The sequence below is a fragment of the Streptomyces sp. NPDC048484 genome (assembly GCF_040651415.1).
GTDB lineage: Bacteria > Actinomycetota > Actinomycetes > Streptomycetales > Streptomycetaceae > Streptomyces.
Genome location: NZ_JBEZJY010000077.1, coordinates 23,453 through 30,233 on the forward strand (window position 1 = coordinate 23,453; position 6,781 = coordinate 30,233).

At 68.3% G+C, this 6,781-nt stretch carries 8 protein-coding genes and 1 pseudogene; 5 read left to right on the forward strand and 4 right to left on the reverse strand.

The genetic code is table 11. The annotated features are described in order from the left end of the window. Nucleotides 1-68: 68 nt before the first annotated feature. Entirely contained in the window at nt 69-1,028 is a 960-nt protein-coding gene (locus tag AB0D14_RS42005) for a chlorophyllase (protein WP_362789914.1), read from the reverse strand. Nucleotides 1,029-1,193: 165 nt separating this feature from the next. Between AB0D14_RS42005 and AB0D14_RS42010 the strand changes: the two genes are divergently transcribed. Further along, a complete protein-coding gene (locus AB0D14_RS42010; RefSeq protein ID WP_362789916.1) occupies nt 1,194-1,790 on the forward strand; it encodes a TetR/AcrR family transcriptional regulator in 597 nt (198 codons plus the stop codon). Nucleotides 1,791-2,142: 352 nt separating this feature from the next. Here AB0D14_RS42010 and AB0D14_RS42015 read toward each other — a convergent pair whose 3' ends face one another. Then, on the reverse strand, nt 2,143-2,574 hold the full coding sequence (locus AB0D14_RS42015; RefSeq protein WP_362789919.1) for a hypothetical protein: 432 nt from the start codon (nt 2,572-2,574) through the stop codon (nt 2,143-2,145). On the opposite strand from AB0D14_RS42015, the gene AB0D14_RS42020 reads away from it, so the two are divergent. The 4 genes and pseudogenes from AB0D14_RS42020 (at nt 2,567) to AB0D14_RS42035 (ending at nt 4,685) form a co-directional block, all read left to right on the forward strand. Then, nucleotides 2,567-2,821 (forward strand): DUF4259 domain-containing protein, encoded by a 255-nt coding sequence (locus tag AB0D14_RS42020; protein ID WP_362789934.1) that lies wholly within the window; start codon nt 2,567-2,569, stop codon nt 2,819-2,821. The two genes, AB0D14_RS42015 and AB0D14_RS42020, sit on opposite strands and share 8 nt — an antisense overlap. A 448-nt stretch (nt 2,822-3,269) precedes the next feature. Then, nucleotides 3,270-3,719 (forward strand): transposase domain-containing protein, encoded by a 450-nt coding sequence (locus AB0D14_RS42025; RefSeq protein ID WP_362789922.1) that lies wholly within the window; start codon nt 3,270-3,272, stop codon nt 3,717-3,719. After that, nucleotides 3,716-3,904, forward strand: a pseudogene (locus tag AB0D14_RS42030) (transposase); the annotation flags it as partial. The gene AB0D14_RS42025 and the pseudogene AB0D14_RS42030, both read left to right, overlap by 4 nt. 64 nt (nt 3,905-3,968) lie before the next feature. Beyond that, the gene (locus tag AB0D14_RS42035) at nt 3,969-4,685 is read left to right on the forward strand and encodes a transposase (protein WP_362789925.1); all 717 of its coding nucleotides are present in this window, start codon (nt 3,969-3,971) and stop codon (nt 4,683-4,685) included. Nucleotides 4,686-4,869: 184 nt separating this feature from the next. Here the strand turns inward: AB0D14_RS42035 and AB0D14_RS42040 are convergent, their stop codons facing one another. After that, nucleotides 4,870-6,021: a hypothetical protein gene (locus tag AB0D14_RS42040; protein WP_362789928.1), complete on the reverse strand. Its 1,152-nt coding sequence runs from the start codon at nt 6,019-6,021 to the stop codon at nt 4,870-4,872. Between the two features lie 331 nt (nt 6,022-6,352). Next, nucleotides 6,353-6,565, reverse strand: coding sequence for a hypothetical protein (locus AB0D14_RS42045; RefSeq protein ID WP_362789931.1), 213 nt, complete (start codon nt 6,563-6,565; stop codon nt 6,353-6,355). Nucleotides 6,566-6,781: the final 216 nt, after the last annotated feature.

Here is a 6,781-nt window from a genome sequence, read left to right on the forward strand (position 1 = left end):
CGGAGAGTCGGATCGGTCGGCGACGGCGACGGCGCGGACCGCCCGGTGCAGGATGTGCCCGCGGGTGGCTACTTGGCTTCGACCCGTCCGACGGGGTCGGTGCCGGTCGCCAGCGCCTCGCGTGCGGCCTGCCAGGCGTTGTCACCGAGGTGGAGCCGGCTGCGGAGGTAGGCCGCGGTGAGCCGGCCGACGGCGGCGACTCGCTCGGGGCTCTCGTCCGTGGTCTCGGCGACGTCGTATCCGGGGATCCCGCCGAGTGCGTGCCCCGCGCCGAACAGGGTGAGCAGGGACTTGGGGCTGGGGCCGAGGGCGTAGGGGTCGGCGTGCCAGTCCGGCCCCATGTCCGTGAAGTGCCGGGAGTCGTCCTCGTCGCCGGCAACGACCAGCGCGGGTGTGGTCAACGTGGAGAAGTCGATGGTCCCGAAGACCGGCAGCGCGTTGGCCATGGGCCCGTTGAGGGCGTCGCCCCTGCCTGGCGCGGCCAGCAGCACGCCCGCCTTGATCCGGGGCTCGATGAGGCTCACTTCCTCCCCGGTGTCGGGGTCGGTGACCCTGGCGCCGAGCAGGAGACTGGAGGTGAAGCCGCCGAAGGAGTGTCCGGCGACGGCGACCTTGGTGTGGTCGATCCGCCCGGCGAGCAGTGGCACGGCCTTCTCGATCACGTCGAGCCGGTCGAGAATGTGGCTCATGTCCTCGGCGCGCGAGCGCCAGAAGAAGGGGGCGCCTGGAGCGTCGGTGACCAGGTGGCTCAACGTCCTGGAGGTGAGGTGGGTGGGCTGGATGACGACGAATCCGTGTGCCGCCCAGAAGTTGACGAGCGGCGCGTAGCCGTTCAGCGAGGAGAGGTTGTTCGAGGGGCCCTGGCCGTGGGAGAGCAGGATGACGGGCAAGCCGCTTCCGGTCTCGGGCGCGGAGACACGGATCTGGAGGTCCACGGGACGTCCGGGTACGGGCAGCACCACCGGGCTGTAGGACAGGACCGGGAGGGGCGAGCCCAAGGTGTCGGCGATGGAGGTGGATGTGCTCATGATGCGTTGGCTGTCCTTCTGTGGATCCTGCCGCCGGTCTCGGTCGACCAGCGACTGACGAGGCGGTCAGGGGCGTCCCGCTTCGGCTAACCTGAAGTGGAACGACGCTCCGATTAGTATCCGGAACGATGCTCCGTTTGTCAATTGGCGTTGGAAGGAAACGTGATGACCGCCCAGAGCCCCAGCGGGAAGGCGTCGACCCGAAGCAAGCGGGCCGACGCGCAGCGCAACCACCGGGCCGTGCTCACCGCCGCTTCCGAGGTGTTCGTCACCTCCGGCGTCGACGCGCCGATCCGCCAGATCGCGGCCAGGGCGGGCGTCGGGATGGCCACGATCTACCGCCACTTCCCGACCCGGGCGGATCTCATCACCGCCGTCTACCACCACCAGATCGAGGAATGCGCCGAGGCAGGCCCGAGGCTGCTGGCCGGTTCCGACTCCCCGTTCGACGCGCTGCGCCAGTGGGTCGACCTCTTTGCCGACTTCCTGGTCACCAAGCACGGACTTGCCGACGCCCTGCAGTCCGACAGCGACCGCTTCGCCGCGCTGCACACCTACTTCATCGACCGCCTGCTGCCCGTAAGTGCCCAACTGCTCGACGCCGCGGCCGAGGCTGGCGCCATCAAGCCCGGCATACAGTCCTATGAACTGATGCGTGGCATCGGCAACCTCTGCATCGGACGCGACAGCGACCCGCGCTATGACCCCCGGCGCTTGATCGACCTCCTCCTCGAAGGGCTGCGGCGTCCTCAATCGGCCTGACGCCCCGGGGCAGGAACGCCGCTCAGCCGCCGAGGCTGCGTTGCAGCCGCTGGCAGCGCAGGGCCGCCGCAGCGCCGATCGCCGTCGCGGACACCAACGTGAACAGCCCCGAGACCTTGTCGTCCGCGTGCAGGGAGAACCGCCGTTACCGGGCAGGCGGGCGAGGGCTGGGCGAAGGCCCCAATCACGAGGAGTTCACGTGCCCCAAACCGCCCGTCGCGCACCCGACACCACGGCGGCTCGGACCACGCGCTCGGACCACGCGCCCGGACCACTCGCTCGTGCGTTACGCGATCGAGCGGCAGCTCCCCGTCGATCCGGCCTTCGAGGTCGTGCAGCACGGTGTGACCGTTCATGACACAGGCGCCTTCGCATGCGCGGGGGAGGTGAACTCCCGCAGGTGGGCGGCGAACCGGCCGGCCGCAACGAGCGCCGGCGGTGTGTCGCCGCGCGGGTGGCTGATCCAGTCGGCCGCGATCGTGCCGTCCTGCGGCGTACTCGGGGTGAGCAGTTGGTGGCCGCCGGACAGCACCCGGACACCGGGGATGTCCTCGAAGGTGTTGCCGGAGTCGGCCGACACCGCGACGTACAGCCGGTCGCTCAGGTGGCCGGCGAGGACCTGGTAGCCGGGCCGGGTGCCCGCGCGCATTGCGGCGAGCGCGTCCAGCCCGGCCGCCATCGGTTCGACCGCCACCGCGGCCCACTCTCGGCCGCACATCGTCCAGCCCGTGCGGTTGCGGCTCAGCAGCCACAGCCTGCGCTTGGCGTCGGTGACCGTGGCCAACTCGTGCCCGGTCGGCGAACTGACATGTTCGAACTACGGCCCGTCAGAGCCGCTGCCAGAGTTGCCCGCAGACCTTCGAACGCTCGCCATCGACGCTTTGGACCAGGTGGTCTCTGAGCGGTCTGAACTTGCCGAACTTTGGGACGACGCTGCGAACGGCTCGAAGTGGCGCCACGACGTCACCCGCCTTCGCGACGTCCTTGACCCTCCGGTCCCTCCACAAGAGGAAGCCCTCTTCGACATCTAATCGATCACCCACAGTCACGGGCCACAGAATTTGGACCAGAGCCCCAACGAAATGACACAGCCATGCACACGGACGACGAGAACGGCGCCCACGAGGGATGGGTCGTTGCGGTGCTCTCGGGAGGGGAGGATGCACCCCACGACACCTTCGAAGACTCGGAAGAGACCTGGAAACGGTGCGTGAACTGGGCGTGGTCCTTCAAGTGCGACGGCAGCGAAGGGCGACGGCGCGCCCCAAGGGCTCCGAGTTGTCTGCGCATGCGGCTGGCGCGGGCCCCGTCGCCCCGTGGACTTCGCGGACCCCGACGCCTGCGATGAGGGGCTGCAGCGGATGGTGTCCCGCCGAGTGCAACGCCAGTGCGTTAAGGATGTGTGCGCCCTGTCAAGAGGGCGGGACCTCCGGTAATTCGCTAGGTGTCGAAGCCATTGCGAGTGTCCCGGAGGTCCCGTTGTCGCAGAATTCTGTCAGCGTCAGGTCCGGCACGACAGCCCTGGACGTGTACGCGCCTGGCCATCTGGGCCAGTTGACCGAGATCATCGACCCCGAGTTGGTCGACGCGGTCCTGGAGGACACCGGTGTCCGACAGCAACGGCTGCGGCTGCTCCCGGCGCGCGTCGTGGTGTACTTTGTGCTGGCCCTCGCCTTCTTCGAGCGATCCTCCTACCAGGCGGTATGGGCCAAGCTCACGGCGGGACTGGGGAGTGTGCCTGTGGCCCGCCCGTGCGCCTCGTCGCTGGCCCGTGCCCGGCGCCGGCTGGGAAGCGGACCGCTGCGCCACCTGTTCTCGATCCTGGCCGGCCCCGTGGCCAACCACCGCCAGTCCTGCGCCTTCTGCCAGGGCCTGCGCTGGTCGCCGTGGACGGCACCACCCTGTCCGCTCCCGACGAGGAAGCAGTGACCTGGCACTTTCGCAAACACATCGGCAGGGTCCGCGCGTTCGGCTACCCGCTGGTGCGCATGGTGGCCCTCGTGGAGTGCGGCACACGGGCTCTGGTGGACGCGGTCTTCGGACCCGACGACGTCGGCGAACTCGCCTACGCGCGCCGTCTGCTGGGACATCTGGATGCATCGATGTTCTTACTGGCCGACGCCTACTACGACGCGTTCGACTTCCTTCAGGCCGTGCAGGGCACCGGGGCCCATTTTCGTGCTGCGCTCCACCCGCAAACGTCGTCCGACCGTGCGCCGGCCGCTGCCCGACGGCTCCTACCTCACCGCGGTCCTGCCGCGCCGCTACCGTGCCAGGGCGAGCGGGCAGCGGGTTCAGGTGCGGGTGGTCGAGGCGTGGCTCACCGTCGTCCTCGCCGACGGCACGCGACGCACCGAGCTGTGGCGGCTGCTGACCAATCTGCTGGATGCCGACAGCCACCCCGCGAACGACCTGCTGCGGCTCTACCACCGGCGCTGGCAGGCGGAGACCTGCTATTTCTCGCTGAAGTCCACAATCTTGGACGGGCGAGTGCTGCGTTCACGCAGTGTCCCCGGTCTCGAGCAGGAGATCTTCGCGCTGCTGACGGTCTACCAGGCGCTGGTCCGCATGGCCGGCGATGTCACGACGGCCACGCCGGGACTGTCCGTCCAGCGGGTGAGCTTCACCGTTCTCTTCCAGGCCGCCGCGGACCAGATCATCGTCGCCCCGGGGCCGGCCCGGGGCAGTACGGCGTCGTTGATCGGGGCCACAGGCCGGGCCGTGCTGGCCAACCTCCTCCCCGGACAGCGCCGCCAGCGTCTGAAGGCCCGCTACCGCAAGACATCCAGCAAATACCAGTTCCAGCGGGACCAGCATCCGCGCACCGCGCAGAAGTACACACTGGACTTCAAGATGGTCAAGGACGGAGACATTGACGCCGGGCCTGACGGCTAATGCAACGGCGTTGCACTCGGCGGGACACCATCCGCGATAGCGTGCCGGATCGTCAACAACAGGGGCAACGAGTTCTGCGGGACCCGTACGCGACGAACCTGAATCGGGCTCTGTGAAGATGAGCCAGGTGCCGGGACTCACGGCTTCGGCTTCCGACAGGCACACGCGATGGGCATCGTGCGTTCTATTTGTTTGGGTCTCGGAAGCGGCCGAGTCCCTTCCTGATGGCGATTAGCGGTGAGCTGCCCGTCTTGGCCGTCCCCGGCACGGGCGGCCGGGGCGAACCGTCACCGCCTGTGAACTCGGCCAGTGCGGCCTGGGCTGCTTCGGCCGCCTCCTGGTAGAGATCACAGGACTTTGTCATGGCATCGAGTGCTTCGGCGTATTTGATGACCATGCCCTGGGCGTGGGCCAGTTCCTCGTCGGGGGTCAGCAGGTGCCAGCCTTGGCGCAGCTGTGTCAGGGCCTGCTCGGCGCCTTCGGGTAGTGGCCGCGGCAGGTTGGCGAATTCTTCGATGAGGTCGAAAAGTTCTGTTGGTTCGGAGCCGTCCAGGAACACACTGTGCACGGTGAAGTGCTCCGCGTCGTAATCCGGGCTCTGCGGCTGCGTGGGCAGGACGACGGCGCCGCCGCGTGGCATCCGCACATTCAGCTCCCGTTTCATCGCGAAGTCGGCAACCTGTGCCTGCGCCGGGGTGGCCCGGTGCTCGACCACCTGGTGCCGGAGGCTTGGCGGCAGGAACGCGGAGACCGGCTGCTTCCCCTTCGCGTCCGGCGTCATGGCCTCATGCACCACGACATGGATGTACCACGTGTTGCGGGAGTGCTCCCGCAGGCGACGGCGCATCTCGCTCTGGTCCTTCGGCAGGTAGTTCACCGCCCGCAGCCGCACTCCGGGTAGCAAGTCGTGGTCCCAGGCAATTCGGTCGCTGTCGGGCCAGAACATGGTGGCGGGCGAGGGCCACCGGGGGTTCCACGCCAGCTCCGCCTCGGCGGCCAGGACCCAGGTGATTCCCTCGTGGTCCGCACGACGGGACTCATGCTCATACGTGGTCAACTGTGCACGCACCATGGCGCTGTCGGCCACGCGCCAGCGGGCCTCGAAGAGTCGACGGGCTGACGGGCCGGGGCTGGCGGACTCCTCCCGCGGGTGCAGGACGGTAGAGCGGGCCGCCTCTACCGGGTCGAGGTCCAGGAAGTCGTCGAGGACTCCGGCTGCCTTGAGGGCGATCAAGTTGCGCCGGACGTCCTGCTCGGGTTCGGGCCCGGGATGGCATCCGCGTGCCAGCCACACGGTGCCGGGGACGGTCGTCGAAGAGCTGCTGTTCTTGGTCATGGAACCGTTCTGTGGAAGATCAAGGCCAGACCAGTATGGTCGTTGCTGCTGCACATGTCGCACTGCGCTCCCGGCGCGAGCAGGTATCTCGTACACCGCTGCCCGCCAGCGTCTCGCAGACGTCCCCCAGGAGGCGGAGCCGCCGCAGGTCGTCCCGGTCGCCGGCCGTGTGGCCGCGCCGGGACTCGGGTGACGGCCGGGTTCTCAAGACAGGGAACCTGACCGACTGCTCCACCTCATGAGGCGAAGGGTGCCCGGGCGACCCGGGCACCCTTCGCGCTGTAACAGGGTGAGCGGTCCATTTGTCGTGCCGATGCTGCCGTTCGTGCTGCTACCGGTGGCGGTAGCGTTCTTGGAGGATCTTGATGGTGTCGGTCCATACGTTGTCGGCCTGCTGGGGCAAAGGGTGACCGGCGTGGTCGGCCAGCCGCGGGTAGAGCGGGTGCATGGTTCCTGCGTCGGTCGTGATCAGGGCGGCGAGCAGGGCTGGGCGCTGAGGTTTCGGGCTGCGGGGGCGGGATGTGGGCTTGGCCCGCTGAAGCACGTGTATTTGATCGGGTTCCGTCAGTTCACCCAAGCCTTTGATCTGGGCGCACAGACTGACGAAGGGCACGGTCTTCCCCAGCCGGGCTGCGTGCTCCAGGACGTCCCGGACAGCATCGGCGATGGGTGTAGCTCCTTTCAAGGGACAGGCTGAGCTGGGCATTTGCCTGACCGGCCGGGCTGAGCACCGCATAGATCGTTTCGAAACCGCCAGGTC

What these genes read in the sequence shown, in the direction of transcription:
- AB0D14_RS42005 (WP_362789914.1), bottom strand. Translation starts at nt 1,028, where the DNA reads ATGAGCACATCCACCTCCATCGCCGACACCTTGGGCTCGCCCCTCCCG.
- AB0D14_RS42010 (WP_362789916.1), top strand. Translation starts at nt 1,194, where the DNA reads ATGACCGCCCAGAGCCCCAGCGGGAAGGCGTCGACCCGAAGCAAGCGG.
- AB0D14_RS42040 (WP_362789928.1), bottom strand. Translation starts at nt 6,021, where the DNA reads ATGACCAAGAACAGCAGCTCTTCGACGACCGTCCCCGGCACCGTGTGG.